Raw genomic sequence first — 26,281 nt, 5'->3', positions numbered from 1 at the left:
CTTCCTCCTTCTTCAGTTCAAGTCGCTAGAGGCCACCACTTGCCTGTCGGCTGAATGCCTGCCCCTAGCATCACATCAAAAGCGGCAGTTTGCGCGCCGTTGAGGAAATCCTCCTCCGAGGGTCTGACAGTTTCAGAGAGGCGATATACGAACCGTGGCCAGCCGTGTGTCACGTCGAGCACTCGACTCTTCCCATCTTGAACCGTAATGATTTTCTCTTCGTCGAAGTCGCCTTCAGTACGGCCCTTGATCCCAACAAGGCCCACGAGATTCATCGGAGAATGGTGACGCCCGACAAGCTGCTTCAACGCGGCGGCGATATTCCGCGCTTTCATACTGCCGGTTTCGATGCCGACGTACATCTTCACGGTCGAGACGCCCGACGGATCATCGAAGCTGGTCCGGTCGACCGAGTCTTTCTGTACGAGCTCGATTCCCTGGATTCCAACGTCCGGTCGACTGAGGTAGTCATTCCAAGCTACAGAATCCGCGATGGCATTGTCCACGTGTATTTTCAGGCCATGGGCGTTCAGCCGTCGGTCAAGTTGGTTGACAAAGGGTGTGAGTAGGCTTGCATTCCCCTGTACTTCCGAAATGATTAGACCTTCAATCCCGGAAGGAGGGACTAGCACAACGAGGCGGGAATCGCGCAGGACTGCTTCGTCCGCTGTGATGTCCTTCGTTACCTGACCAGTCCCGACATCAACCGCGCGAGCGGGGGACCCAAAGTCCCCTCCTGATGCGTGAGCGACGAAGCCCCAATTGCTCTGTCTGAATGCGTCCACCGTGAAGAAGGTCGACTTGCGCTTGTCGGCTTCGCCGCGATCGACCATATCCTTCAGAGTCTCCGCGATCAGGCGAGGAGCGTCGAACGGAAGTGTGGGGTCGTCAAACTCGAGGGAAACTTGAGGACGTCCTTTCCACGCGAGTCTGAACAAGCTTATCCGATACCCGTACGCCGACAATGAAGACCCCCATAGAGCTGTTGCGGCCGATAAACTGTTTGTCGGCCGCAACAGTCTATACTGCGTCGGCGCTCCGGCGATCGACTCGGAATTGCACGAAATTCGACTCTGGGTCTTTTAAGCGGGGGAAGTTTTAGTTGACCAATCCCACTTCCCTTTGCGGGCTACTACTTCATGTTGGAAGGCGGCCAGTCAAAAGAAGGCGCGGCCTTGTATGCCGGGTCAGTGTTTGTACGTTAGTCAATTGTCAGTCCCTCCAATACCCTGGCGAAGTGACTAATTTCATTGGGGGAGTGGCGGCGGAGCAGCTAACCGAGGGCTTGTACGAACTACTCAGCACAGACCTACTCGGCACCCGCCTGGACCAGGCAGCAGAGCTACAGCCGGTCTTCCGTGACGTCGAAGACGAAGAAAGCTCGGACATCCTCTCCCGTCATGTAGCCGACGCCGTTCGCCAGGCGCTGGCGGCAGCCAAGCCGACGGAACGCGTGGCGCTCGCAAACAAGCTCCTCCAAGAGCTTCACCACACCGACCGCATAGCCGAAGGCCCTACGCAACTCCAGTCACTCCACCGTCCGGACACCCTAAAGCGCCGACAACTCCGCCGACCCGCCACCAGGCTGAGTGACTCAGCGCTGCTGACCAACAGCAAGGACGAGCCCAATCTCGCCGCGGAGCTCCGGGCCGAGATCGAGTCCGCCGACACCGTCGACCTGCTCTGCGCCTTCGTCCGGTGGACGGGCCTCCGGCTGCTCGAGCCTGCCCTCGAGCGGCTCCAGGAGCGGGGAGCCCGTGTGAGAGTTCTCACCACCACGTACATGGGCGCCACGGAACGGCGCGCCATCGACGAGCTCGTCACGCGGTACGGCGCTGAAGTGAAGATCAACTACGAAACCCAAGCCACGCGCCTGCACGCCAAAGCTTGGCTGTTCCGCCGCAACTCCGGCTTCGACACCGCCTACGTCGGGAGTTCCAACCTCAGCCAGGCTGCCTTGCTGGATGGCCTGGAATGGAACGTTAAGCTCAGCTCAGTTGGCACTCCCACTCTCCTGCAGAAGTTCGAGGTCACCTTCGAGAGCTACTGGGAGCAGCGGGCATTCCAGAGCTACGATCCGGAACGCGACGGCGAAAAGCTGGACGCCGCCCTGGAACGTAACGGTGGTCGCTGTACCGCGGCCCCAGATGCCACCACCGGCCTCGAAGTACAGCCCTTCCTCCACCAGGAGGAGATGCTCGAAGAACTGGAGGCGGAGCGCCTCAAGGGCTTCAACCACAACCTCTTAGTGGCAGCCACCGGCACCGGCAAGACTGTCATCGCCGCCCTGGACTACAAAAGCCTCTGCGAGGCGGCCGGCCGCGATCTCAAGCTGCTCTTCGTCGCCCATCGGCAGGAGATCCTCAAACAGGCTATGCGGACGTACCGTGACGTCCTGCAGGACGGTGCCTTCGGCGAACTCTATGTGGGGGACAACAAGCCGAAGGAATGGAAGCACCTCTTCGCCTCCGTCCAGTCGCTGTCCTCGCTCGGCATCGAACAGCTGGAGCCCGACTTCTTCGACGTCGTCGTCATCGATGAATTCCACCACGCCATGGCGCCCACCTACCGGCGCCTGCTGGAGCACTTGCAGCCAAAGCAACTTCTCGGACTCACTGCGACACCGGAACGCGGCGACGGGGTCGACGTCGCCAAGCAGTTCTTCGACGGGCGCACCGCCAGTGAGCTCAGGCTGTGGGACGCCCTGGACGCTGACCTGCTGGTGCCGTTCCACTACTTCGGCGTCTCGGACGACGTCGACCTGAGCCAGCTGGAATGGAAGCGCGGCAACTACGACACCACCCAACTCAGCAACCTCTACACCGGCAACGACGCCCGCGCTGCCAAGGTGATCCGCGAACTACGCGACAAGGTCACCAGTACCGACCAGATGCGGGCAATCGGTTTCTGCGTATCGGTCCAGCATGCCCACTACATGGCCGAGGTGTTCAACGGCGCCGGCATTGCCTCCGTCGCCGTTGATGGCAGCACCAACGACGCCGACCGTGCTGCTGCGCTGGAGCGCCTCCGCCGGCGGGAGATCAACTGCATCTTCGCCGTAGACCTCTTCAACGAAGGCCTGGACCTGCCGCAGGTGGACACCATCCTGCTCCTCAGGCCCACACAGAGCGCCACGATCTTCCTCCAACAGCTGGGGCGGGGGCTGCGCCGGGCCGAGGGCAAGGCGGTTCTGACGATCATGGACTTCATCGGCCAGCAACGGCGTGAGTTCCGCTTCGATCTGCGGTACCGGGCGCTCACCGGCTACGGACGCCAGGAGCTGGAGAAGGCCGTCGAGGACGACTTCCCCTACCTGCCATCGGGCTCCCAGATTGTGTTAGACAGGGTGGCGCAGCAGGTGGTGCTGGACAACATCAAGGCACAGCTACGGTTCAACCGGGCGGAACTCGTTCGAGACATTGGTTCATATGCGGAGACCGAGCTGGACGCCTACCTGGAGCGGTCTGGAAACGATGTGAAGTCGATCTACCGGTCGACCAGGGATTCCTGGACCGGTTACCTTCGCCAGGCCGGGTTGATCGAGGGGTTCTCGCCGGTGGAGACGGCGCTCCGCGGCAAGATCGAGGATCTGAAGGATGCCGATGAGAAGAAGCTCCTGGGCCCAGGGCTCCTGACATGGTGAGCTATTGCGTGTGGGGTCAGGCGTGGTTTTTGATTTCGTAGCGCAGAATTAGCCCGGTGCCGGGGTAGCGGGTTTGGGTGGTGGTGAGGTGCTGGCAGAGCTCGCCGATTGCCGCCGTGGCCCGCGCCGTGGGGAGTGGGTCCAGCCGGATCGTGAGGTAGCCGGGGGTGGTGGTGTCGATATCGCCGCTGCCGGTGAGCGCGTGCCGTGCCAGTGTGTGGGCTTCTTCGGCGGCGCGGGCGTAGCCGGTGTTGGTCCGGATTTCCCGGGCGAGGGTGGTGGCGGTGTTGAATGCGGCCATCCTGATCGCGTGGGTGATGAGTTTGGTCTCGGTGTCGAGGATTTGTTGGCCGGGTGAGAGTGCTCCCAACGGAACTCTGACGGGGATCTTCTGGTGGGCGGTTTCTGCCTGGCCCAGAGCGGTTTCCGCGGCCCAGAGTGGCGCGGTGACCTGGTTGTGCATGGCGTTGGTGATGGTGACTTCGTTGGTGCCTGGGGCTGGTGTCCGCAGCGCGAGCATCGCGGCGTCTGTTCGGGCCAGGACCTGGTCGTAGTGGGCGCGGGCGGCGACGACTTTTTGGTAGGCCTTTTTCTTGTCCGGGTTGGGCACTGACCTTTCGGGGTCATCATCGGTGGAGGTGTAGGCGTCGTGGGAGTCCAGGTCGAAATGGATGCGGGCGTAGCGGAAGTAGTTTTCCTGCCGCCAGCGGGACCCCATCCGGTAGATCACCTCACCGGCAGGCGTCCCCTGATCGGTGGTGAGGATGTGGATCTGCCGGGTTGCCCCGCCCCTGACCGGGACAATCCGGCTGATCTGTCGCATCCGGAACGCTTCCCCGGTGGTGGCCAGGGCCAGATCAACGGCCGTGTCCGCCGCGTTCCAGGTCCTCGTTTCCCCGTGGGTGTCCACATGGGCGACCTCGGTGAAGCTGTCCTCGGGGATGTCCGCCGTGGTGCCTTTGCGCCAGGTCAGGACGTCGAAGCCGGCCTCGTCCATGTGCTTGAAGAGCGCCGGTGACCAGCCTCCCCGGTCAAAACCAACCAGCACCCGCCGGGAGTCTCCGATGATGGTGCGCAGCTGCGGCAGCAGGGCCCGCAGTTCACCGGTCAGGGCGGTGCCGGGTTTGGCCATGACGACCAGCACCGGGGAACCGTGCGCGTCAGAGACCCAGGTTTCCTCGGTCGCCGGGACCGGGAACTTCAGCCTCGTGGAATGGACCTTCCCGATTTTCTTGGTGCCCTGGTAGGCGCGGACGTGCCCGTCAACATAGAGAACAGCAGCCAGATCCCCGCCCTCACCACCGCGCTCACTATCGCCCCCTGGGTGGAGGTGGTGGATGGCGAGGGCGGTGAGCAGGTCACCGGCCTTACCGGTCTGGGCCAGGAACCCGATTTTGCGGCGGATGGTTTTTACTTCCGGGGCCCGGTCCAGGCCCAACACCCGGCCCAGGGCCACGGGATCGATCCGGGTGGCGCCTTCGGCACGGGGTTCCCCGGCCAGGGCCCGCAACACGGCGTCAAGGAGCATGGTTTCCAGCCCGTAAAACCCGTCCGGCAACGCCGAGAACGTTGCCTTCGCGCAGGCCAACAGCCCGGTGGCCTCCAGCGCCGGCAAGGCCAGAAACAGCCCGGCCAACGGCACCCGGGCCGCCGGGGCAAACACCGGGACCGCGCATTCGAGGAGCCCGGAACGGGCTGCTGCCCGTTCCCCGGAACGATCCGTCGGCTCCGGCAGCACGGGCAACACCAGCTGGGTCGGCGACGTTGATGCGCCGGGCGCTGATCCGCCTTTGTTAGCGCTGATTTGGCCGGCTTCCGGGGTGTTTGACTCATCGCCGGCGAGGGCGCGCCGGACAGTGTCGGTGGAGACCCCGGCCGCTGCAGCCGTTGCCCGCAGGCTCGCACCACCGGCACGCAGGCGGCGGATCTCGGCCGCTTTCTCCCCGGTCAGCACCGTCGGGCCCTTGGGGCCTTTCTTCACCGGCGCCAACGCGGAGACGCCCTCGCCGGTAAGACTGACCCGCCAGCGCCGCAAGGATTCCGGGGTGACGCCAAAGCCTGCCGCTACCTCGTTGACCCGGGCGGCGCCGGTCCGCACCAACTGCACCGCGGCCAGGCGGCGCAGGTCATCCTGGCCGGCATCCCACACCCAGCACAACTGGCCATTGAGGAAAACCTTGCCGCCGTGCGTCTCATTTTCCAGCAACGCCGCGGAGGATCCGATCAACACGGCACCGAGGTCCTCGATCAACGGCAGGGGCATCTGGGTTGGCATCAGACCCATCTTCCCACCTCCATCACCAGCAAAATAGTCACACTCTTATTATCTCACATTGAGGGCATGATTAAAAGACTTTGGCCCGCAAGAATCCCCGGAAACTCAACAAATCACCCACACGGACCCCCAGCCATGTCAGGAGCCCTGGGGCCGGATGGCTGCGCTAATCCATGTCGATGATCCGGAACGCGCCGAGGCGTACTCGATGCTGGTGGGCCCAGATGCGCCCCGCTACGCGGAGCTTGGGATGCGCGAGCAGACTTTCGCCCGGATGCTGTTCTACACGTTGTGGGACGACGGCGGCGGTTTTCAAGAGTACGACGCCGGACTGGATTACCTGCGCGGGTACCAGTTTGTGTGCAGCGAGATTCGCCAGGTCGTGACGCTTGGAGTGGCCGCTTCCAAACACGCAGCGAAGAGTCTCGGGGCCGGACTGCAGCACGTTCCGCTGCTCTCGCACGCTACCTACAGGCGAGAGGAGATACTGGCAGCATTGCAGTATGGTTCGCTGGAGCAGGGCAAGAACGTCCAGCACCGCGAGGGGGTCGCTTGGTGTCCGGCGACTTCGACGGACGCCTTCTTTGTCACCTTGAATAAGGATGACAAGAAACACTCGGCCACAACGATGTATAAGGACTATGCCATCAGCCCTGAGCTGTTCCATTGGGAATCGCAGAACGCGACCTCACCCACCAGCCCGACAGGACGCCGATACCTGGACCGAGCTGCGCATGGTACGAAGGTTCTGATCTTCACGAGGGACACAGCGGACGATGAGACTGGCCTGACAGTTCCCTACACCTGCCTGGGGCAGGTGGAGTACGTACAGCACGCAGGAGAGAGGCCCATTGCCATCACGTGGAAGCTGCACCGCCCCATGCCCGCGGATGTGTATGCAACGGCTGCTGCAGTGGCGCAGTAGTAGTCCCGTATGACGCGAGGTGAGCTCGTGACTTTTTTATAGGCGGCCATAGGTGGTGCAGAATTCCTCGAACTTTAGGGAAGGTTGACGGTCAGTGAATGGATAATTCGTGACTAGGGACCTACCCGCTGTGTTTGCGTCCGCGCGGTTGCCCGATAGGCGGAGTTACCGAGGAGCTTTCGCACCACCGTTGGGAACGAGTGCCGGCGACTGAACAAAAATACGGACGCTCGGGCTTGCTTCATTCGGTGCATGTTACGGTGAAATCATGTCTGATAATTCTGTAGTTCGGTTGCTCCGAGAGTTCGTTGCGGAGCGTGAGTGGAGTCAATTCCACAGCAGCTCGAATTTGGCGAAATCGATCTCAATTGAGGCGGGCGAGCTCTTGGAATGCTTCCAGTGGGGCGAAGAAGCTGAACCGATGCGAGTTCAGTCAGAACTTGCTGATGTATTGACATATGCCTATTTATTGGCTGATCGTCTAGGCCTTGATCCTGACACGATTGTGGCCGAAAAACTGGAAGAGACCAGGACTAAGTACCCGATAGAGAAGGCTCGGGGGCGGAGTTCGAAGTATGACGAGCTTTAGGATTGAACGACGGAATTTTTCGGCTAACGAGATTGAGCTGTTGAGCCGCAGCGGCGACCAATTCACCAACTGGCCAGTTGTCTACACGTTGAATGACTCAAGAGACGTGTACGTCGGCGAGTCGAGAAGTGTAACTTCTCGCATGCGACAGCATTTGAAGACGCGCGAAAAGAGTGGCTTGCAAAGGATGCATCTTGTCATCGATGATACTTTTCATAAGTCCGCCTGCCTTGATCTAGAGTCGTTCCTAATTAGACTTTTCGCTGGTGAAGGGCGCTATCAGGTACTGAATGGAAATGCTGGGGTCAGCGATTCGGACTACTACGATCGCGCAAAGTACACAACGTCTTTTGAGCAAATATTCCAGGAACTGCGAGCAGAAGGAATGTTTGAACGCTCGATCCCCGAGATCGAAAACAGCGATCTCTTCAAGTTTTCGCCGTTTAAAGCTCTTAACCACGATCAGGCGGGTGCAGTCGGAGAGATCCTGGATGGCCTGCTCGGTGATATAGAGCGTGGAGAGCCAAGTACCAGCGTCATTCAGGGAGATCCGGGCACTGGAAAAACAATAATTGCAATATATCTAATGAAGCTGCTCCGCGATATTCAGCTTTCTCAAGAAGGTGAAAGTTTCGATAGTGACTCAATCTTTTCGGATTACTTTGTAGAAGGCAACCGTGATCTCATTGCCAATCTCAAGGTTGGCCTAGTCGTCCCGCAGCAGTCACTACGTTCAACCATCAAAAAGGTTTTCAACAAGACGCCTTCTCTTGAGCCCGGCATGGTCCTGAGTCCATTTGACCTCTCACCATCCGAAGAGCCCTACGATTTGCTGATAGTGGACGAAGCGCATAGGCTCAGCCAACGCGCAAACCAGCCGTCCGGCCCTCAAAACAAGAAATATCGTGAGATTACCGAAGCCCTATTTGGCGTAGATAACCTGTCGATCACGCAGCTGGACTGGGTTCGTGAGAGCAGCAAGCACCAGATTCTGCTAGTGGACGCTGAACAAAGCGTTAGGCCCGCGGACTTGCCGAAGGACTTAGTCCAATCCCTCATACTTCATTCGCAAGTTGAGAAAAAGTTTTACCGTTTGCATTCACAGATGCGCGTCCAGGGCGGGACGGACTACATCAAATATATTCGTAAAATTTTTTCGTCGGAACCTCCTGTTCATACGCCGATCGAGAATTACGATTTTCGATTCTTTGATGATGTCAGGGATATGCACGATGCCATCCGTAGGCGAGAGTCAGAGGTACAACTTGCGCGACTTGTCGCAGGCTTCGCGTGGCCCTGGAAAACAAAGACCGATCCTAATGCTTTTGACATCGAGATTGATGGACATCGTCTTCGCTGGAACCAAACCCAAACTGACTGGATCAACTCAAAGAATTCAATAGATGAGGTTGGCTCTATACATACAGTCCAGGGATACGATCTAAATTATGCAGGTGTCATTATCGGACCTGATCTCCGCTTTGATCTGGAGGCTCAAGCTATCGCTGTCGATCGAGCTAGCTACTTCGATAAAAAAGGCAAAGAAAACAACCCCAAACTTGGGCTCGTGTACACCGACAGTGACTTGCTCAGATACATCACAAATATATATGCCGTACTCATGACGAGAGGCATGCATGGGACTTACGTTTACGTGCATGACAAAGCACTCCGGGAATACCTGCGCCATTTTATTCCTCAGGGAACTGGGCGAAGTCGCAATGATATTTCCGGATGATTGTCTCTTGCGGCGAGAGGCTTCTGTTCTTTTCTAGAACCGCCCTTCTAATGGTGGGCATGGTCTATGCAGCCACGACTTTTGCCGCCATCCTTGACAGTCAGAACGAGATGGCAAGGAAGCCAAGCGCTGGATTGCACGTGAAGTTCTTCGGGTCATCCGCCACCCAAGATTCCGTGCCTTGCCAGACCCAACTAGTCTCGGAGTGGGAGGGGCGTGAGTGGTGGCCGGGGTTGGATGCCCTCTAAGCAGCCGTCGTATCCGCCAGGCTGAACGGGCGTAAGGCGGACGGGTTGATCGGTTCCTCAACGGGGCTGGCTAATACAAACTTGGTACCGCAGCCAAATGTGGGCGGGTAACTACGGTGCCTTCTGGGAATTCGTCTACTCGGATATATTCCTAATCAAGGGCTGGGCCCGAGCGCAGTCAGGCGTATGCGGATCCCCGCACGGTCGCATGGATCGTTGTGAAGACTTATGACCAGGAAACCGCGAACGGTCACACTGCGGTAGTTAGGCTCCTGTCGCCCACAGTGCTTGAGAAGTTACGGCGCCTAGCAATCCACCAAGCCCTATTCCCGGTCAGGAGATTGTTTCCCCGGCACCACGGGATCGCCAATTTGAAACGGCTGCGGCGTGAATGTGATTCTTCAACGGGTCTAGGAAATCATCGCGGAATTGGGGCGGTTTATAGACCCTCATCCAGCGCGTGGCCCAGCATTGAGAATCCGCTCTCGCTAAATGTTTGAGTGCTTTCCGCTCGACTATGAGACTAGACGCTTGTGCCAAGCCTGCTGAGGTCGTGCGAAACAAAAAGCCCGTCCACGCTTCGGGCGCGATCGTCACCGGGTGGGCGCGCATCAGGCGAACACCAATTGTGGCGTGACGCGGTCCCTAAAGGATCGTGTCGAGCGTGACATCCATATCCGATCTGGGGGTTGTCGTGACGCCTGCCGGCCCAGGGTGGATGGCGCCGCGTACGAGCTAGAGTGTGGCTGGCGTCGGCGACCCGGACTGCACGCGTCGCCGACAGCTGGGTGCGTTCATACAGCTATCCTGGGCAGATGGTCGAAATTGGGGAAACCGGCACGGACAGTTTTGATTCAAGGCTGCGGCGAGAAGCGATGGCGTGGCTCACGGTTCGTACAAACGACGGTCAAGATTGGCTCACAAGGGAAGACATCCAGGATTTCGCTCTCGATGGTGATTCAAGACGGTTGCAGGCCACGCAGACCGGCATTTGGAAGCCACGCGACCTCTCCGCCGCTCTCTCCATCCAGACGGTCTACAGAGCTCCCGGCAAGGAACGCCCTTACAACGACAATGTTGGGCCAGATGGACTCCTTCGTTACGCCTGGAGAGGCGATGACCCCGAGCACCCTGATAACAGGGCTCTTCGTTCTGCAATGGAGCAGAAGCTGCCTCTCATTTGGTTCTTCGGCGTCGGCATGGGCCCAGCGGTTTTCCAACCAGTTTTTCCGGTATACCTACTTTGGGAAGAGCCTGAGCTCAAGCAATTCGTCATTGACCCGAATGTGGGCAGGGGTTTGGTGAGCGAAGGAAGTCCGTTGGAGGAGCCTCTACGTCGGTACCTCATGGTGGAGACTAAACGACGGCTGCATCAACCGGTATTTCGATCAACTGTGCTGCGGGCGTACAGAAGCAGATGCGCCGTATGTTCACTGGCGCACAAGGAGTTACTTGATGCCGCCCACATTGTGCCCGACAGCTCGGAACTTGGCATTGCTTCTGTCGTCAACGGAATGGCATTGTGCAAAATACATCATGCCGCTTTTGACGCCCATATCCTGGGAATTCGTCCTGATTTCGTGGTCGAGGTTCGCGAAGATATTTTGGCGGAGATTGATGGCCCGATGCTGAAGCACGGCATCCAGGCAAGGCACGGGCAGCGACTAATGGAGCTACCTCAAAACCGGCGGGAGTATCCCCGACGACAGTTGCTGGAGTCTGCTTACGAGTCGTTCAGGAGCGCTTGAACAGGCGAACCCACTGCTGTCGTTGCGTGGATTCTTTGGCGAAGGTCCTGCGCCCAGCCCGAAACTGTGCAGTTTGTAGACTTTTCTAAAGTGCCAGGGTATGGTTCTTGTACTTATCTATAGGAGACCATGTGGAACTTGTAGTCGATATCGCGTGGGCATTTCAGCGGTTCGGGGTAATTGGAAAATCGCTTCCCACCCTACTCACTGAAGCGCTGATTAGTTGTCATGATGAGCACGCCGACGCTCAGTCGATGATTCGTTCTTCGAACAAAAGAGCCTATGGGACGGTGAGTTATACCGTACAGGAACGGCTTTATGAAGCTTTGGCAGGCAAAGAGGACGTTGAATACAAGAGTCCCGGCAAGGGTAAGCCAAAGGTACTCGTGATCAATGGAACGGCGCTCGTTCAGTGGCGCTACTCAAAGTCGTCGGCTACGGACTTGTTGATGAAGAAGTACGCCACCTCGGATTCTCGCGTTGGCACGTTTACCATCCCGGTCGGGGCGACGCAGGGGATGCTCGATTTGGGGGATGGTGCCCGGGCGTCGCTCAGTGAAGAAGAACTTCAGCTCGTGGAATCCTTGAGGGTCCTGGTCGACTCCGAGCCCCGTGAGCACCACCGCGTCGTTGTCGTCGCGTATGCAAGTAGCTCCAAAGCGCTGCACCATGCGGTTTGGGCAGATGCCAAGCTTAATGATGACGGGACTCTCCTCTTGGAGAACGTCCAGATGCTGCATGCTGCCGACACCGCGGAGATGACTGAGTCTTCTGAGTCGAAGCGCTTCGATGGCCAACCCCGGCGCGACTTCGGTTTGTTGCCCAAGCGAGTAAGTGGTTAAGAAGCTGAATACACGCCAGCTCACTCTGTTCTCGTCCGAGGAGCTCATGTCAACGCGTGCCGTGCGAAATTCGTTCGATCCGGCACGCTTGACCCAGGCCCGTCAACTAGCGGGAGTTACCAAACATGCCTTAGGGGATGCCGTCGGTGTCACAGGCGCAGCCATCGGGCAATACGAAGCGGGGGTAACTCCACGCCCGGAAATGATTCGTCTGATGGCCGACGAGTTGAACCAGCCCGTGGCCTTCTTCGCAACAGGGCGGCCTATCGGCAAGGTGGATGTGTCGCAGGCGCATTTCCGGAGCCTTCGCTCAACTCGGTCCTATGAACGGCTTAAGGCGACAACGTTTGTAGAACAGGTTTGGGAGCTCACGTTCGCCCTTGAGAAGCGAGTTGAATTGCCGGAGGCTAATGTTCCGAATCTTGATGGCCTTCATGACACTATGACTCCGGTAGAAGCGGCAAGGGCTCTTCGCGCCTACTGGGAATTGCCTGAAGGGCCTGTGGCCAACCTTGTGGAGCTCATGGAACGAAACGGAATAGTGGTCTCGTTCCTGGCTATGGTCGGTGAACCAGATGCGGCCGCACGGGTCGACGCGTTTTCAACGTCAGCACTGGAGCGCCCGATAGTCGTGGTGACACCGGAGAAGGCCAAATCCGTCTACAGGTATCGCTTCACCTGTGCCCATGAAATCGGACACCTGATCCTTCATCGGGATGTTGCAGTAGGGGATCCCCTTCAAGAAAGGGAAGCCGACGCATTTGCTGCCGAGTTTCTGATGCCTCGAACCGAGATTGAGCCACTCCTGCCGAGTACTATGAATCTCCCGAAGCTCAGTAGGATCAGCCAGCAGTGGGGCGTTTCGCCCGAGGCTCTTGTATATCGGATGCAAGAGCTGAAAGGGGCCTCTGACGTCTCCGTTCGTCGCGCGTATCAAAAGTTGCGCACTGGCATTCGCCAGGAAGCGTCTGTATTGGACTATCCAGGGGAAATGCCAATGCTTCTGAAGGACGCAATGAAAGTTGCTGAAAAGTATGGGTTTTCAATTGTTGACTTGTCGAATGAGCTTCAGTGGGCTCCCGAGCGGGTGCGCCAAGTGCTCGGGAATGTCGTTGAGCGACCGGCATTGAGAGTCGTTCTCTAGCTAGAGCCTGATTACTCCTGGCGCGTTCGACCAGGATTGAACTATAGGAAGGCTCGGTGGCGGGACTAGTCCCTGGGCAGACGCTTGCTGGACAAAATACGCTGGGAATGTCAGGGGAACACTGCCGCCCGCCAACGCTGACGGAACCGTCGGATGCGACGTAGACTCCCAATCGTCGTTCCATCCGTCACTGTTGGCCTGGCGAAGGAATCCTCGCGGCAATTTTTCGCCTGGCACCATAGGTGCATCATCATCCAACGGTCACAGGAATGCCGTCGTCGTGTCGTTCAGGGCCAGCCACTACTTGGGCTGTGATCGCCGGGGTGGCGTCTCCTTGGACTCGGCGGCGAAGTTGTTGAAGGCAATGGCCACTCATGCGAAGAGGTGACCACCGCCGGCAGCGGCATAAGCACCAGTTAGGCTGGACCGAGAGTTCCTTCGCCGGCCTCAGTTCGTTGTTTGGTGCTCGGGCGTTATGTTCGAGAAGATGGCCTCGGCTGCAGCTTCCCAAGCCGGCCGACCTGAACCAACCTTTCCCGTTCTTGGGTCAACGAGATTCCCCGCGAAGATCGTGTCTCTCGGAGTAAGAGAGCGCTCTTCCGTCGGTTGTGCTCGCCCGAAGTCGAGAGCCTTCATCGATTCAAGTGCCCGGTCGACGGGCTGGCCGGCCTCGCGCGCCTTGTAGACAGCGAAGGCCAAAGCGTAAAGGATCCCAGCGCTGCCCAGATAAGTCTTCTCCCGCAGGTCTGCCGCAGTGCGTATTCCCTCGGTCACTGCCGCGACGTCTGGAAGCGCGCCAACGCCCTTCCAGAAAGCCTCAATCAGCTCTCGAGCACCGTGCTGGTCATGCTCAACCATTCGGTCAACGGCCTTGTCCCAGCCGCCCGTCGTCCGCTGGGAAGTACCGATGAGCATGGTGCCGGTCATGTACCGGATCGTCTTGAAAGAGAAGAGCTTGGCACTGAATTTGCCCGGTGAGTCGGACAGGAACTCGACGCGGCTTGCACCTTCTCCGAAGATCCGCAGTTCAGGGTTCTGTACGGTGCTAATCAGCACGACATTGACGATCTGACGTCGGTCCATGCTCATTGCGAGACTGCGCGTCTGCGGCTTCGTGTTGCGCTGCAAGTCGGTGAAGTCCTGCGCCCGGTGTAGCGGGTTGTCGTCGATGACGATGATCACGGGTTGTCCGCTGCGGCGAAGACGCCGACGGACGGGATCGTCTTCTTCGGGGTGCTCGGCCATGACATCGGAGTACGCGGCAATGCGATGCTGGCCGTCACCGACGTCTAGTTGCGCACCGTATGCAAGGTAGAGTGTGCCGCCGCGCCCTGGACCGCCATGGTCGATTTCGGGTTCGAAGCGGGCTTCCTCCGGCTTCGCGTAAAGGACGACTCCGACGAAGTCCTCCACCGTTTCGAGGTAGTCAGCGATGCGGCGCCGGTGCGGTCTATCCACGGGGCGGTTCCCGTGTGGCTGCTCGCCTACGGGATTCCATACGTCGGGTGGTGTCACCGTCTTTACGAGTGAGATCGGGTCCATCGCGGTAGCGATCATCTGCCGGTCGCCCTGCTTGTAGCCGATCCCCTTGAGCTGCAATTCCATTTGTTGCCGCCTCCTTAGCTCAAGTTGACATTCACAAGAATATCACGTAGGCCTCGTCGATTTCCATCGATGAGCGTCCATTATTTCGCGTAGGTGGGCCGAGATTCCACGTAGGAAGCGCGATGGTATATTTCTGCTCGAAGGCCCCATGGTGGGCTGCCGCGGCGACGCAGCCGTGTGGGCGACCGTAGCCGTGGCACCGCAGGCACGATCGGAACACGCCCGAAAACTCGCCCGTTGCGCTTAAGGATCCAGCGCGCCGAGACGGGAAATCTGTTTGCGGCTTACGCACCCCAAAGTCTTTGCCGCGCTCCGACCAGGTTCTGCAAATATGGCCGCCACATCAGGGGCCTCGTATTTCACTTGGCGATTCCAGAATTGGCGCCCGCCTGGGTAAGTGAGCGTCGGGAAGACCCATCGCACGCATCCAGTGGCGGGCGTTGATTTCCGTCGTTTGCCAGAGCTGACCTGCCGACGTGAGGGGTAGTTCATCCGAACGCTCCCCAACTTCGAGGGCCCGTAGTTATGTCCGATGTCATCTTCTGATATCCCAAATGCAGATATGCCTCTTCTGCCGTGTTTAGATCACCTCAATCTCCGAAGCACGCCCGGAACGCCAGATACCGCGCGTCCCCGCGTCCCACCAGCCGTCCCAGCGCTTCGACCGCCTCGAAATCCGCGGCGCCCATATCCGTCGACAGCCACCGGACCAGAAGCCCGGCGTTGCCGCTGGAACGCACGGCCGACCCCACAGCCAGATCCAGCTGATCTCGGAGCAGCTGCACGGCCAGGGCCCCCGAGCGGCTGAGTAGGGGAGCGCAGTATGCCTTGAGTGCCTCGGCCACGAGCCCCTCGCGCAGCAACCGCAGCACCCGCACCGAATCAGACCGTCCGGTCAGGCCTGCGACGAAACGGTATGGGTTCGACTCCACAGCATCGCCCACCATGGACCGGACACGGAACATCTCCGTGCGGATGGCCGCCGTAGTGCCTGTGTCGCCGTAGAGCTCATAGGCGAGTTCCTCGGCGGTCCAGCCCTGGGCACGTGAATCCAGCAGCGCGAGAATTTCCGCCCGGCGCAGCGTCAGCGGCACCCGGCTGCCGTCCCGGAACACCGCGGCAGGTTTGTCCCCGAGGAGTTCCAGTGACTCGACGGCAGAGACCGGCCGGCGGACGGATGGCCGGGACGCGCGAACGGGAGCTGAGGCACTCACGGACGTCCCGCCGTCGGGCGTTCCCAACAGGGACTCCGCCAGGCGGACCGCGCACCGCACCATCCGCAGCGTGTCCGCGCTGATGGTGTCCAGCGGTCCGGAGACGTCGAGCACGCCCAGCAGCCGTCCCGTGGCCGGGTCCGTGATGGGCGCCGCCGTGCAGGCCCACTCATGGTGGGTGCGGACCAGGTGCTCGGCGGAGAACAGCTGGACCGGCCGGCCCGTGACCAGCGCCTCGCTGATGGCGTTGGTGCCGATGCCGGCCTCGGACCAGTCGGCCCCTTCGGAGAACTCCAGCCGGTCCGCGCGCCGCAGCACCTCCGGGCTGCCCACCCGCCATAGGATCTCGCCGCGGGCGTCGGTGAGCACCAGCAGGTGCCGGCCGGAACTGGAGTCGTCGGCCAGCAGGTCGTTGAGCGCCGGCATGACCTGGTGCAGCCGGTGCTCCCGCCGCAGCTCCAGGACGTCAGCGGCGTCGTGCAGGTGCCGCGGGCTGTGCTGGTCCGGGCTGATGCCCAGGGCCATGGAGCGGCGCCACGAATCCGCCAGGTCGTTGGGGATCTCCGGGCGCGGGACACCGGAGATGACCAGTTCGTGGTCGCGGCGCAGGGCGCGCGAGTACTTCGCCGGGTCCGAAAACCTCAGCCCGTAGTCCAAACAGTGTCCTCCTCACCGGCGGCGTCCTTGCCGGCAGTGACCGTGTAACGCGGTTTGTATCTGTTCCGAGAACCACATCCGTGCGGAATTTCCGGAGGCGGTGACGGCGTCGTCCAATAGCAAACTGCCAGACGCCATACAGTCATGTCTCAGCAAATACTCAGCTTGGAGTTTTTCGTGGCTATAGTTTGTTCGGGGGCCGAATCTGTCATCTCTGATGCAGGCTTTATCTCAGCAATTCCGTAGGCAGACAAGCCACCCAGAGAAGTTAACCAACGAGTTAGACAGGATCTGCAATGACTGAGAACACAACATTGCCGGAGGCTAAGCGTGACGGCAAAGCCCAAGCGGCAGCCGATAAGGCATACCGCAAGGCATCTCGCCCCTGGTTCAAGAAGAAGCGTTTCATACTCCCGCTTGCCCTTGTATTGATTATGATCATTTCGTCGATTGCAAACGGCGGCAAGAAGGATAATTCTTCAGCTACAGTCGCTCCTGCAGCGGACGCGTCGGCAGCGGCACCAGGTGCGGCGCCAGCGCCAGCAGCAACAGAGGCCCCGGCAAAGGCGGCGGCTCCCGAGGTAGTGTCAGTTGATGCCGCACAGCTACTCGCGGACTTCAAGGGCAACGAGGCCGCTGCCGACGCGAAGTACAAGGGAAAAGTTCTGCAGGTGACCGGCAGCGTCGACAAGGTTGACACTGAGTTGCTTGATAAGGACCAGTACATCGTGAGGCTCGACAACGGCGACCAGTTCAGCTTCCTGCATGTCAACTGCAGTGACATAGCGGCGGCGAAGGCAGCCACGATTGTGCCCGAAAGCGCGATCACGGTCCGGGGCACGTTCCAGGATGGCGGGGACCTCGGCGTCGAGCTGAAGGCTTGCGAAGTTCTCTGATCAAACACTTCTAGTCTGGGCGGTCCATGTCCGTGCCTTTATGCAGGCACGGACTTGGGCCGTTTTACTTCAGCTGAGAATAATCCGCTTCGCTAAAAGCTCATCCGCTCTAGGGCGGCTTCGGCCAGAGGTTCGATGAAGCATCGGCTCGAGCTCCGCAGCCGGCCGCCCAGGCAGACCACGTCGATTCCTCAGACTCGGCCAGTTCCTGCATGGTGTTGATGCCTGCGTGGTCACGGACAGCTTCTCGACGCCGCGTAGTTCGTGGGCCGGAGCACCCCTCGGCGGAGCCGGCGTCTAGCAGGATGTTTCTCCCAGGCAAGATCACGGACGCGCCCCAGCCGACGATGGCGTGTTTCTGTCAGCCAGATGGGCACACTAGGAGCCTGGACGGAACACAGCAAGATAGCAGGGACATTTTCAGCTTCAGCGGGCACTACCATCTCAACAGCGGCCTGAGCGTAACCTAAAGAGGGCGAAAACCGACCGTTACCGCCGGTCCGCATTTATGGGTCGGCCCCCCAGGCCAGAATTGTCTCGACGCATGGTATTTCACGCTGAAGTTCAGTCAATAATTGTGACACATTCATTTGGTTCAAACTCTGGGTTCTCTGAACCAGATGAAGCACCCCAAAAGGAAAATTCGGGAAATGAAGCTTCAATTCTCTGCCGTTTTGGCAGCCACCATTCTTATGGCCCTCACCGCATGTGGGGCAGGGGAGCAGGCCAGCGACACCGCATCACCTTCGGTCTCCGCTTCCGCCTCCCCGAAAGCAACCGCAAAGCCGGTCCCCGACGTCGTGGGCAAAACGTACATCGAAGCCAGGGCCTTGCTGAACAAGAGCGACTACTACGCCCGCCTCGTCGGCAAAGACGGCAAAAACTGGACAACGAACATCGTGCCGGACGCATCCGTCATGGCTGTCTCCACGAACCCGGCCGCTGGCAAGACGTCCAAGGACGGCTACGTCCACATCATGGTGAATATGACGGAGGCCGAGTTCATAGCTGCCGGAAAGGTCAAGGCTGAAGCGGCCAAGGTTGCCGCCGAGGAAGCGAAGATCGCCACGCGCTACACCTTCACCTGCGGCAGCTACAGCAGCACGCAACCCACCTACAAGTCCTACAAGGAGGTTTGGGCCAGCCCTGACTACACGTGGGGCAGCACCTGCTCAGTGAAAATCGGCGGCTCTCACCCAAGCGATAAGCCCACACTCCTTCCAAGTGAACAGAAGCTCGTCGACTTCGTCGCGTCAAAGGGAGCAAACGTCAGCGGCCCTGGTTACACGGTCGGCAACATCATGAACCTTTGCGCCAAAGTCGACACCACTTACGCTGATCAGGAATCGACTCCCGCGCGGAAAGCCGAGGCGGAAGCCGCTCTCACTGTTTGCCCGGACGCTCCGCACGCGGCTCTCCTCCAAGAGACAGTAACCGCGACCAAGATGGGCGATGGCGACAAAGTCGTCGGTCAAACAATGGAGCCCGGTACCTGGAAAACAAAGCCAGGCACCAAGGACTGCTACTGGTCCCGGAATACCGGCGGCGGTGACATCATCGCTAACGACTTCGTCGGCTTCGCACCCAACGGCGTCACGGTGACGGTCTACCCTGGCGAAGGATTTGAATCATCTCGTTGCGGCATCTGGACAAAAATCGGGTGAAAACGCTGACAGAGGCGGGCGGAGACTTCCTGCCTGCCTCTGGGCTGCCTTGGCCCATTGCCGTGCAAGGTGTCTTATCCCCCAGCAGGCGCTTTCGGGTATCAGAGACTGCTTCAGCGGGAAAGTAGATCGTACAGCCAGTGGAGCTTGGTTCGACAGTCTCGCTCTTGACAGGCGCAACTAGCAGGTTCTACGTCGACAGGCTCGACCGCCGGGTAGGGCGGCGCCCACATCAACCCCTGCGTCCCGGAACTTCTGCACCTGGTTGGGGGGGGCGTCGTCCGTCACCAGTGTCCACGGCCGCGCGAGCCGCGCCCAGGCGTGGATATGCCGGAGGCCGAGCTTGACGAGTCCGCCAGGACGTAGACGCACCGGGCGATGAGCTCTTGTCTCCGGATGCTCGCCGCAGACCATCGCGCGGCAGTCGGACTCGATCAGAGTACTGATCCCTGTAGTCTCCACACTGGTCCCGCCAAGTCGAGTCGTGAAATCAACCTCGCTGGCCTTCGGCGAGCACTCTTGCCCCTACAGATTGTCGGCGCCAGGTGGGATCATGCAGCATGGCACGTAAACGTCGTCGCTCACGTAGCGCTGGTGCCGGTGGGCTTGGCCCCTTCGGCATCTTCCTCGCTCTCGCCGCGATCGGGGTCCTCATCAAGTACTGGTGGGTTCTCCTGATCGTTCTCGGTGTGGTTGGGCTGACCGTGGCAATCGTCCACTTCGCCAGGACCCCGACCCTTCCGGTCATGGCGCGCTCGCCCAAGCCGGCCCGTCCAGTCGAGCCCCCACCGGTCATGGCCCCGCGCAGCCCGGCCCTCGCCAGTGAAGATCTCGCGGACCAGATGCGCGCCACCAGACAAGTCCGCCACATACGAGACATGCAGGAATGGGACTACGAGTGGATCCGGCTGACCCACCCAGAAAAGAGCAGCCGCGAACTCAGTGAAATCGCCAACACCCACTTCGCGCGCGGGCGGTCGGTCGGCGTCAACTACGAGTGGGCCAGCCTTCTTGATTCCGGATCAGACCAGCCAGCTGAGGGCGTTGGCGTGAGTCCGGAGGCCCCCAAGCGCGTCCCCCCAGACACGGACCACACGGCGCAAGCCGAGCCAGGGGAGCTTCTCGCACGCGACCCACGCACCATGTGGGCGTGGGCCGACTATCTGGAGGGGCGGCTCTCCCTGCCTGTCAGCGACGAGGACGCGCGGCATGTCCTGGCAGCGATCCCGCCCGGCGACCACGTCGAGATCTTTGGTGCGGCCGCCATCGGGGCAGGCCTTCTCGGGGCCACGGACACGCTCCCGCACGAGGCCAGATTCGCAGCGAGGACATTCGACCGCTGGATCCTGCCGTATTCGGGGCATCCGGCCGAGATTATCCCCGCCTCCAGTACTAGGCACTACGCGACGGCCAAGCCGGTCTATGTGGCCCGCTGGATGGCACAGAGCAACTTCGCCGTGGCCGATGGCCGACACCTGCGGGCCTACTCCGACCGGATACGCGTCGATCGGTTCGACGAGGGCGCCGGGCGGTGCATCCTTAGGCTTCCCGACAACCCCTTCGCGCCAGTCCCGCCAGGGCTCGGCACAGGAGGCGAGGACGCCCTTGTGGCGGACTACATCAAATCCGTCACCCACCGCGTCCGCAAGGCGCAAGCCAACTACGGCGCCAACGACGCGAGGCTGGCCCTGCATGAAACATACGGGGAGAACAAAGACAGGCTCTCACGGGCCGAAAACTACTTGAAGTGTGCGGTAGACGACATAAAGCGACACCCCCGAATCGGAGCCGAGACTCACAAGGCTGTCGTCAGCCACTTCCGCAACGCCGACCTGAAGGCTGCCTTCTTTTGCCTTGCCCTCGGCCTGCCCTATCCCGGAGACAAACCGCTAAGCAGGGTCCTCAAACGCCCCCCTACGCCAGCCGACTTCTACTGACCCGTGGGGTGCGAAGCGCCGCGCGGCCCCGCATCGTTCTGCAGGGCAGCCATGTTGACGGCCGCACGGCGGGTGCGGACCATCTAACGGCTTTAGGGCTCGGCTTGAGGAATATCTACGGTTCCGAATAACGGACTCCACCCGGCGTCCGTCCGGAACCAAGTCCCAAGTCTCCTCACACGCAAGCGGAGTGAGGAAGGTCCTTAGCGACCCGCGGCGCCGCTACGTGCTAACGAGCGTTGCGGCCTTGGGTGCCGGGGGCCTCGTCAAAGGTATCGTTGCGGAGGAGCGGCCGTACCCGGTCAAGTCCTATACCGGTGTTTGGGTTGACCGCGGCCCAGGCCGCGGAGCAACAGTTCGTCGCCGGTGTCGTCGTCATAATGAATAAGGAGCGTGACTGGTGAGCAACGCCAGTGACTGGGCTGTCAGGCTCAAATCATTCCACGAGAAGCAACTGGATCGTCCCCGCCGTGTTTACCGGCTCGGCCGCACCAAGATCATCTTTTCAGGTGGCCATGCCGCATGCACTGTGGGTGCAGCAGTCGCGGCGTCAATGTTGGATTTTCCTACGTGGGCGTTCTGGATTGCCGTCGCCATCGGGTTTGTCGTCGGAAAGTACCTCTACCCGGTCCCTCGCAGCAGCGTAGCGAGCCGATACGGGTCCAGAGAGGTCGCCAGGAAATCTCCCAGCGATCTGGACAATATGACGCCAGCGGAGATTCGGGCCTACCAGTACAACGTCCAGTTCACCGACAAGAGCGTTACCCCTTTGGCCCTGGGGACCGAAGAAGCTCTTGGCCGCCAAACTGAGACAGTCCGGACGGTGTCCCTGGCTGCAGGCGCTGACGCAGGTTTATTGGCGCACCTGTCCCTCGAGGATGTCAAGGAATACAAAAGGACCGCCGACCGTCACGATCTGCTCAAACGGCGATGGCTTACATACGAGATGGACCCTCGGTTGCAGTTCGATTTCCCCGCCATGTCTGATGTCTCATTACCCTCGACCGCGACCATGATTAGGGCTATGCACACCGCCGATCACGAGAGAACCACAGGTAATGCGGCCGACTACAGGCTGGCAGTGGACAGGTTTTCGCAGACCTTGGCAGCGGCGGAATCGGCGGCCGGAGTTCCGTAGAAGGCGCGGCCCGATAGGTGGTCGCCAGGCGTGGTCACGCCACGGCCTACACTCAGATTCGTGACTACCTACGAACCTGCCCAACTCGCTCGAGAACTCGGTTATACCAACGAGCAACGACCGGGGAAGGTCGTCCGGGATTATCTACGCAGGAAATACCTGGACCACACCAAGTACCAGCGGTGGGTGCTCGATGAAGTCCAGGCCGCTGACGTTCGCCTCAACGTCCCTCCTAATCTCTGAATCTCCACCCCTGATGGTTGATTCCGGCAGGCTTAATCCATCTCGTCTGGACTGCCGGAAGGGACTACTGGTTCGAGGCCGTCACAATAACCCCCTCGGGAAAGTGCGCGGACGACGGCGGGCACGCGCCCGCCGTCGTCCGCGTTCCTAAAAAGGCGGTGCAATGAGGACGCCCCAAGAGTATTTTGTGCTGCATGCACTCAACACCCAGCGCACCTGGTGATTCACAGTCGACCGGCCGGTCCTTGCATGCCAATACCGGCGGCAGCGGCCGCTATGCACAGTTCCTTGGCTTGCTTGAAGGGGCAAAGCCCCTGGGACCTGTCGTCAAAATAATTGAACCCTATGCCGCCCGCCTTACGGCCCGTCCGGGAATGCGGGGTTTCTTTCGCGGAGATGCCACCGGCATCCCCCTGCATGGCATCCTGACCGACGGTCCTTTTGGCGCCTGGTGGTCGGCGATATTCCTCGATTTCTACAAGGACGACAGCTCCCGGCTCGCGGCGAAACGGCTGGTGGCCCTGGGCGTCGTGGCAGCAGTTCCCACCGCTGTCTCCGGCTGGGCGCAGTGGTCCATGAAGGACCACGGCACGAAACGCGTAGGCATCGTCCACGCCACCATCAGTGCCGCGGCCACCCTTGTATACCTCGCCTCCTGGGCCGCCCGTGAACGCGGCCGCCACGAGCTCGGCATCGGCCTGTCACGGGCCGGAGCAGTGCTGCTGCTGGCCAGCGGCTTCCTCGGTGGCCACCTGCGCAGCGGCCGGCCACACCGTGTGGCAAGGCGTCCCCGGGGCGGAAGCGACAGGGAAACGGCACACACTGAAAGGTGAGCCTCGGACGGGGTTTCGACAGGCTCAACCACCGAGTCCACCGGGACGCTGATGCTCAGGTAGGCCGGGCTCTTGGAATCGATCGACAGGGTGGCGCGGGCGGCATCGGTGCTGCGTTTCACAGGTCGTGTGGACAAATTTCAGTGCCCGCCAGCCCAGGCGTCCCTTGTCCGAATGCGGGCTCGTCGTGGCTTCCGGCCCAGACGATACCGCCTCCAGGGCAGGGCATCACCTCGAACGCAAGGCCCTCATGGTGGGCCCGCAGGTGGCGCCCGTCATCCTCAACCACTTCCCAGCCCGCCTTCGGCAGCGCTGAACGATAGTGCTGCAACACATCGACGTCTCCTGAGATCGCAAACCCGCGGCTACAGCCGCCCACACCACTCATGCCGCCACCGCTGTAAAGGCCAATGTGTTCGATGGAGTCGAACGCCCGCTGGGACAGTCGGTCTGCACTGGCCATGGGCTCATCCGTACCCTCGATCACGCACTGAGGAGAGGAGTCGTACTTGCCGATCTTCTGCCCCAGGGCCAAGGGGGTGACAGCGAGCATCACGAGCAGCATGAGGACCGGGATGGCCACGGCCGTCAGTCGCATCCACAGTCGTGGCGAGAGGACCAAACCGACCACGGCAACCACCGCGACCAGACCGAGCGCCATTCCGGAAGGACCTGCCGTCAACGCCCAGGTGAGTCCTTCGAACGCGGTATCGGCAACACGGCCGTACACCGCCATGAAACCGCTATGGACCAGCACAGCCAGCAGTGCCAGAACTGCCTCAAGGACGAGCAGCACTGCACCAGAGACAGCTCGGCCGGTCATGGGCATGGCTCATTGTAGGTTCCGCATGACCCGCTGTACATGGGACGACGCTCGCAGAGCCCGCGGCCGCCGGGCCCGGTGGCGCGTCCCGCCGTCGGCCGCCCCCTATCGTGCGGAAGGCACTATCTCGCCGGGGGAATGAGGCGCAAAATGGCTGGATGAAAAAGTCAGTGGTAGTTGGTCTTGCAGCAATGGTCATGGCGTTTGGCGGAATCACCCTGGCGGCCCCGGGCGCTGCCGCAGCGGAGCCGTCCCAGATTACGGGGCAGATCCTGGTCAAGTTCCGCGACACCGGCGCGGCCGAGGGTGTGCTGCGCGGTCACGGTCTCACTGAGGGCCCCGGAATCGGCAGCACCGGCGCCCACCTGATCAGGGTTCCCGAGGGCAAGGAACTGAAGCTCATCGAGGCGCTCAGCCGGAACCCCGCCGTTGAGTACGCCGAGCCGGACGAGGTGGTTACTCCTGCTACGGATGACCAGTATTTCCAGCGCCAGTACGCACTGCACAATGTTGGCCAGTCCTTCACGAACACTGCCGGCACGCTGACCATCGCCGCGGGGAAGCCGGACGCCGATGTGGACGCCGTGGAAGCGTGGAGCACCACGCCGGGGACTGGCATCAAAGTTGCCGTGCTCGACTCAGGCGTGGCAAACGACAACCCCGACATCAACACGAAAGTTGTTGCGCGGGCCAACTTCACCAACGGGGAAACCGGGGACGACAACTACGGCCACGGCACCCACGTGGCCGGCATCGTCGCCGCCAGCCACGACACCGTGGGGGTGGCCGGGACGTGCCCGGGGTGCACCATTCTGGACGGAAAGGTGCTGAACGACAGCGGGATCGGATCCAGCTCAAGCCTTGCGAACGGCATCAACTGGGCGGTCAGCAATGGCGCGAAGGTGATCAACATGAGCCTTGGAGTGCGGGCGTCACGCACCCTCGAAACTGCCGTCAACAACGCATGGGCCCGGGGCGTGGTTCTCGTCGCCGCGGCAGGCAACGGCGGTAACCAGACCAAGATCTACCCGGGCGCATACCCCAACGTCATCGCCGTGGCCGCTACCGACAACTTTGACGCCAAAGCATCGTTCTCCACCTACGGCGCCAGCTGGGTGGACATCGCAGCGCCCGGAGTCAACGTCTACTCGACGTTCCCCAACCACAAGTTCGTCCTTGAGGGGCAGTACAACCGGTCACGGGGTTACGACGTCGGCAACGGCACCTCGATGTCCTCACCGATCGTCGCTGCCACTGCCGCCCTTGTGTGGAGCAGGAACACTGGCGCTACCAGTGCGGTGGTCCGGGACAAGGTCGAATTGACGGCGGATGCTATTTCTGGCACCGGAACGTACTGGAAATATGGCCGCGTGAACGCTGACAAGGCTGTCCGGTAGTCATTGTTCGGGGGTCGCGTACCGCGTCTTGCGGAAGCGTTAAGGGCAGGCTCACCCGGGCCGGCCGCATCATGGATCATGTCAAAGGCGTTCGCCTGTCGAGGCCTGTAATGCTCATATGACGTGATGCAGGGGTGGGTGAGGCTCAGCTCCGAGGGGAAGCGCCAGGGTCTGCGGTGACTGCCTCGAGCAGACGGTCGAAGCTTTCCACTCCGTAATCGGGCGGCGTGGCTGCCAGCACGACGTATGTGGTGGTGATGGGTTTCATGATGGGTTTTGGATGCTTCGAGGGCTTCGGTGAAGTATTCCGAATGACTTTGAGCTCCAGACCAGCTACCCCGTTCACTGACAGCGGCCTGGTTTTGCCAGTGACGAGCAGCAAGCGCAAATCGTCAGCCCCGAGTTGGGCACCGCTGCCGACGGAGAGTTCGTGGAGTACTTCGTTCACAGACGCGGTCACCCCCTGGAGAAATGCCCGCTCTCGAGAACTCCTGGCGAGGATGCTCAGTGCCGTGAAAGTGGTTGCAAACATAGCCACGAACAACACCACGGCGGACACGTCCCTCAGGCCAGGAATCAGGAGCATCAGGAGGAAGCACAGGGCGAGTCCCACAACCGATAACTTGCCGAATAAAGCACCCGCTCCATCGTCTGGCCTCCCAGTCCACTCCCTGTCAGTGAAACTGCAGACGACCCGGTGCTTAGTATGTGGGTTCTTCATG

Annotated in this window: 20 protein-coding genes; 14 read left to right on the top strand and 6 right to left on the bottom strand. The window is 60.5% G+C overall.

The features are described from left to right. Positions 1 to 17 precede the first annotated feature (17 nt). Positions 18 to 938: a hypothetical protein gene (locus MUN23_RS03480; protein ID WP_248762126.1), complete on the bottom strand. Its 921-nt coding sequence runs from the start codon at positions 936 to 938 to the stop codon at positions 18 to 20. Positions 939 to 1,237: 299 nt separating this feature from the next. Between MUN23_RS03480 and MUN23_RS03475 the strand changes: the two genes are divergently transcribed. Then, positions 1,238 to 3,643 (top strand): DEAD/DEAH box helicase family protein, encoded by a 2,406-nt coding sequence (locus MUN23_RS03475; RefSeq protein ID WP_248762125.1) that lies wholly within the window; start codon positions 1,238 to 1,240, stop codon positions 3,641 to 3,643. 16 nt (positions 3,644 to 3,659) lie between these two features. Here MUN23_RS03475 and MUN23_RS03470 read toward each other — a convergent pair whose 3' ends face one another. Next, on the bottom strand, positions 3,660 to 5,918 hold the full coding sequence (locus MUN23_RS03470; RefSeq protein ID WP_248762124.1) for a putative transposase: 2,259 nt from the start codon (positions 5,916 to 5,918) through the stop codon (positions 3,660 to 3,662). A gap of 157 nt (positions 5,919 to 6,075) precedes the next feature. Between MUN23_RS03470 and MUN23_RS03465 the strand changes: the two genes are divergently transcribed. From MUN23_RS03465 to MUN23_RS03440, 6 genes are all read left to right on the top strand, one after another. After that, positions 6,076 to 6,843, top strand: a complete 768-nt coding sequence (locus MUN23_RS03465; protein ID WP_248762123.1) for a DUF3427 domain-containing protein — start codon at positions 6,076 to 6,078, stop codon at positions 6,841 to 6,843. Between the two features lie 268 nt (positions 6,844 to 7,111). Further along, positions 7,112 to 7,432: a nucleotide pyrophosphohydrolase gene (locus tag MUN23_RS03460; RefSeq protein WP_248762122.1), complete on the top strand. Its 321-nt coding sequence runs from the start codon at positions 7,112 to 7,114 to the stop codon at positions 7,430 to 7,432. Between the two features lie 40 nt (positions 7,433 to 7,472). Next, positions 7,473 to 9,170 (top strand): DNA/RNA helicase domain-containing protein, encoded by a 1,698-nt coding sequence (locus tag MUN23_RS03455; protein WP_371875970.1) that lies wholly within the window; start codon positions 7,473 to 7,475, stop codon positions 9,168 to 9,170. Between the two features lie 1,063 nt (positions 9,171 to 10,233). Continuing rightward, the gene (locus MUN23_RS03450; RefSeq protein ID WP_248762120.1) at positions 10,234 to 11,166 is read left to right on the top strand and encodes an HNH endonuclease; all 933 of its coding nucleotides are present in this window, start codon (positions 10,234 to 10,236) and stop codon (positions 11,164 to 11,166) included. A 131-nt stretch (positions 11,167 to 11,297) separates the two neighbouring features. After that, complete coding sequence (locus MUN23_RS03445) at positions 11,298 to 12,008, top strand: hypothetical protein (RefSeq protein ID WP_248762119.1); 711 nt, start codon at positions 11,298 to 11,300, stop codon at positions 12,006 to 12,008. A gap of 46 nt (positions 12,009 to 12,054) precedes the next feature. Then, positions 12,055 to 13,152, top strand: coding sequence for an XRE family transcriptional regulator (locus tag MUN23_RS03440; RefSeq protein WP_248762118.1), 1,098 nt, complete (start codon positions 12,055 to 12,057; stop codon positions 13,150 to 13,152). A 447-nt stretch (positions 13,153 to 13,599) separates the two neighbouring features. Here MUN23_RS03440 and MUN23_RS03435 read toward each other — a convergent pair whose 3' ends face one another. Together MUN23_RS03435 and MUN23_RS03430 are read right to left on the bottom strand one after the other, a co-directional pair. Next, the gene (locus tag MUN23_RS03435) at positions 13,600 to 14,757 is read right to left on the bottom strand and encodes a DNA sulfur modification protein DndB (protein WP_248762117.1); all 1,158 of its coding nucleotides are present in this window, start codon (positions 14,755 to 14,757) and stop codon (positions 13,600 to 13,602) included. A gap of 590 nt (positions 14,758 to 15,347) precedes the next feature. After that, positions 15,348 to 16,628 (bottom strand): GAF domain-containing protein, encoded by a 1,281-nt coding sequence (locus tag MUN23_RS03430; RefSeq protein ID WP_248762116.1) that lies wholly within the window; start codon positions 16,626 to 16,628, stop codon positions 15,348 to 15,350. 296 nt (positions 16,629 to 16,924) lie between these two features. Here MUN23_RS03430 and MUN23_RS03425 point away from each other — a divergent pair, with 296 nt between their 5' ends. From MUN23_RS03425 to MUN23_RS03390, 6 genes are all read left to right on the top strand, one after another. After that, positions 16,925 to 17,524, top strand: a complete 600-nt coding sequence (locus tag MUN23_RS03425; RefSeq protein ID WP_248762115.1) for an OB-fold putative lipoprotein — start codon at positions 16,925 to 16,927, stop codon at positions 17,522 to 17,524. 650 nt (positions 17,525 to 18,174) lie between these two features. Then, positions 18,175 to 19,188, top strand: coding sequence for a PASTA domain-containing protein (locus tag MUN23_RS03415; RefSeq protein WP_248762114.1), 1,014 nt, complete (start codon positions 18,175 to 18,177; stop codon positions 19,186 to 19,188). Positions 19,189 to 19,748: 560 nt separating this feature from the next. Continuing rightward, entirely contained in the window at positions 19,749 to 21,125 is a 1,377-nt protein-coding gene (locus tag MUN23_RS03405; RefSeq protein WP_248762113.1) for a hypothetical protein, read from the top strand. Between the two features lie 400 nt (positions 21,126 to 21,525). Beyond that, a complete protein-coding gene (locus MUN23_RS03400) occupies positions 21,526 to 22,263 on the top strand; it encodes a hypothetical protein (protein ID WP_248762111.1) in 738 nt (245 codons plus the stop codon). A gap of 60 nt (positions 22,264 to 22,323) precedes the next feature. Further along, positions 22,324 to 22,506 carry a hypothetical protein gene (locus tag MUN23_RS03395; RefSeq protein WP_248762110.1) on the top strand — a complete coding sequence of 61 codons (183 nt, stop codon included), beginning with the start codon at positions 22,324 to 22,326 and terminating at the stop codon, positions 22,504 to 22,506. 374 nt (positions 22,507 to 22,880) lie between these two features. Then, positions 22,881 to 23,339, top strand: coding sequence for a DUF2231 domain-containing protein (locus MUN23_RS03390; protein WP_248762108.1), 459 nt, complete (start codon positions 22,881 to 22,883; stop codon positions 23,337 to 23,339). 118 nt (positions 23,340 to 23,457) lie between these two features. Here MUN23_RS03390 and MUN23_RS03385 read toward each other — a convergent pair whose 3' ends face one another. Continuing rightward, entirely contained in the window at positions 23,458 to 24,162 is a 705-nt protein-coding gene (locus MUN23_RS03385; protein WP_248762107.1) for a hypothetical protein, read from the bottom strand. 158 nt (positions 24,163 to 24,320) lie between these two features. Between MUN23_RS03385 and MUN23_RS03380 the strand changes: the two genes are divergently transcribed. Further along, positions 24,321 to 25,559 (top strand): S8 family peptidase, encoded by a 1,239-nt coding sequence (locus MUN23_RS03380; RefSeq protein WP_248762106.1) that lies wholly within the window; start codon positions 24,321 to 24,323, stop codon positions 25,557 to 25,559. A 145-nt stretch (positions 25,560 to 25,704) separates the two neighbouring features. On the opposite strand, the gene MUN23_RS03375 is transcribed toward MUN23_RS03380, so the two are convergent. Beyond that, on the bottom strand, positions 25,705 to 26,280 hold the full coding sequence (locus MUN23_RS03375; protein WP_248762105.1) for a hypothetical protein: 576 nt from the start codon (positions 26,278 to 26,280) through the stop codon (positions 25,705 to 25,707). Position 26,281 lies beyond the last annotated feature (1 nt).

The organism is Pseudarthrobacter sp. SSS035 (assembly GCF_023273875.1).
Taxonomy (GTDB): domain Bacteria; phylum Actinomycetota; class Actinomycetes; order Actinomycetales; family Micrococcaceae; genus Arthrobacter.
This window is presented reverse-complemented; position numbering and strand designations above follow the sequence as displayed.

Coding starts and splice junctions, on each gene's coding strand:
- MUN23_RS03375 (WP_248762105.1), bottom strand. CDS start 26,280: ATGAAGAACCCACATACTAAGCACCGGGTCGTCTGCAGTTTCACTGAC.
- MUN23_RS03390 (WP_248762108.1), top strand. CDS start 22,881: ATGCGGGGTTTCTTTCGCGGAGATGCCACCGGCATCCCCCTGCATGGC.
- MUN23_RS03450 (WP_248762120.1), top strand. CDS start 10,234: ATGGTCGAAATTGGGGAAACCGGCACGGACAGTTTTGATTCAAGGCTG.
- MUN23_RS03435 (WP_248762117.1), bottom strand. CDS start 14,757: ATGGAATTGCAGCTCAAGGGGATCGGCTACAAGCAGGGCGACCGGCAG.
- MUN23_RS03465 (WP_248762123.1), top strand. CDS start 6,076: ATGGCTGCGCTAATCCATGTCGATGATCCGGAACGCGCCGAGGCGTAC.
- MUN23_RS03460 (WP_248762122.1), top strand. CDS start 7,112: ATGTCTGATAATTCTGTAGTTCGGTTGCTCCGAGAGTTCGTTGCGGAG.
- MUN23_RS03470 (WP_248762124.1), bottom strand. CDS start 5,918: ATGCCAACCCAGATGCCCCTGCCGTTGATCGAGGACCTCGGTGCCGTG.
- MUN23_RS03405 (WP_248762113.1), top strand. CDS start 19,749: ATGGCACGTAAACGTCGTCGCTCACGTAGCGCTGGTGCCGGTGGGCTT.
- MUN23_RS03415 (WP_248762114.1), top strand. CDS start 18,175: ATGAAGCTTCAATTCTCTGCCGTTTTGGCAGCCACCATTCTTATGGCC.
- MUN23_RS03380 (WP_248762106.1), top strand. CDS start 24,321: ATGAAAAAGTCAGTGGTAGTTGGTCTTGCAGCAATGGTCATGGCGTTT.
- MUN23_RS03385 (WP_248762107.1), bottom strand. CDS start 24,162: ATGACCGGCCGAGCTGTCTCTGGTGCAGTGCTGCTCGTCCTTGAGGCA.
- MUN23_RS03425 (WP_248762115.1), top strand. CDS start 16,925: ATGACTGAGAACACAACATTGCCGGAGGCTAAGCGTGACGGCAAAGCC.
- MUN23_RS03440 (WP_248762118.1), top strand. CDS start 12,055: ATGTCAACGCGTGCCGTGCGAAATTCGTTCGATCCGGCACGCTTGACC.